This window comes from uncultured Arthrobacter sp. (assembly GCF_947495145.1).
Classification (GTDB): Bacteria; Actinomycetota; Actinomycetes; order Actinomycetales; family Micrococcaceae; genus Arthrobacter_D.
In genome coordinates this window covers 1-1,063 of sequence record NZ_CANLXP010000049.1, presented here as the reverse complement: position 1 = coordinate 1,063, position 1,063 = coordinate 1, and the positions used below count along the sequence as shown (strand labels likewise).

The 1,063-nt window shown below is 61.3% G+C and carries 2 protein-coding genes; both read right to left on the bottom strand.

From position 1 onward, the window contains the following. On the bottom strand, nucleotides 1–703 hold a 703-nt coding region (locus tag Q0877_RS17050; protein WP_299170043.1), incomplete at its 3' end, for an IS3 family transposase. A gap of 17 nt (nucleotides 704–720) precedes the next feature. Beyond that, complete coding sequence (locus Q0877_RS17045) at nucleotides 721–1,014, bottom strand: transposase (protein WP_299170041.1); 294 nt, start codon at nucleotides 1,012–1,014, stop codon at nucleotides 721–723. Between the last annotated feature and the right edge of the window lie 49 nt (nucleotides 1,015–1,063).

Below are 1,063 nucleotides of genomic sequence, written 5' to 3'. Positions count from 1 at the left end.
AGTTCTCCGCGACCGCGTTATCCCAACACACGCCGACCTTGCCCATCGACTGGGTGACACCGTTACCCGCGCACCAGGCTTGGAACTCGGAGGAGGTGTACTGCGTGCCGCGGTCGGAATGGAAAACACTTCCGTCCGGATGCAGGTATCCATGGTCACGGGCCATGGCCAGCGCACTCGTGCACAGGCTGGTGCGCATGTGTTGGTCCATGTTCCAGCCGATCACCATGCCGGTGCACAGGTCGATCACGGTGGCCAGGTACAGCCACCCCTCACCGGTCTTCAGGTACGTAATGTCCCCGCACAACCGGGTCCCGGGCACCTCGGAGGTGAAGTCCCGCCTCCCGTCGACGTCGAGCATGTGGTTCTCGATATGGGCGGTCTTGGCCTGCCGGTCCTGCTCCGTGGTTTTCTTCCACGCACGAGTCCGGACCGCGCGCAGGCCGTGCTCACGCATGATCGCCCCAACCGTCGGAGAGGAGACGCTGATCCCGTCCTCGTTGAGCAAGCGGACCAACTGATCCCGGCCGGCCTTACCACCGCACGCGGCGTATTTGCCGGTCACGGCGCTTACCAGCACCTCGCGGCGCACGGACCGCGGTGACGGTCCTGCCGGGTTGCGCCACCGGTAGAACGAGGCGCGGGAAATCTTCAGGACCCGGCACAACCAGGCAATCGGATGGTTGGCCTTCTCCGCTTCGATGAACTCGTAGAAATCCTCTACCGTTGCTTCGCTGCAAAGAAGGCGCTGACTTTTCCCAGGAACTCAATTTCCTGCTTCAGCTTCGCGTTCTCGGCCAGAGCTTTCTGATGTTCCTCCCACGGCACAGCTGCTTTCTCCTCGGCCGTGAAACGCTCCGGATGATCGGCCCGGTATCTACGCACCCAATTACCCAAGGTGCCCTCGTTGACACCAATATCACCGCAGATCTGCGCGATCGGACGACCAGAGGAAATCACCAACTCCACGGCATCGTCCTTGTACTTCTGCGTGTACTTCTTACGCTCGGGCATCTAAGTGAGGGCTCCTAACAAGCTGTCTCACAAAACCATACGGCCGCAC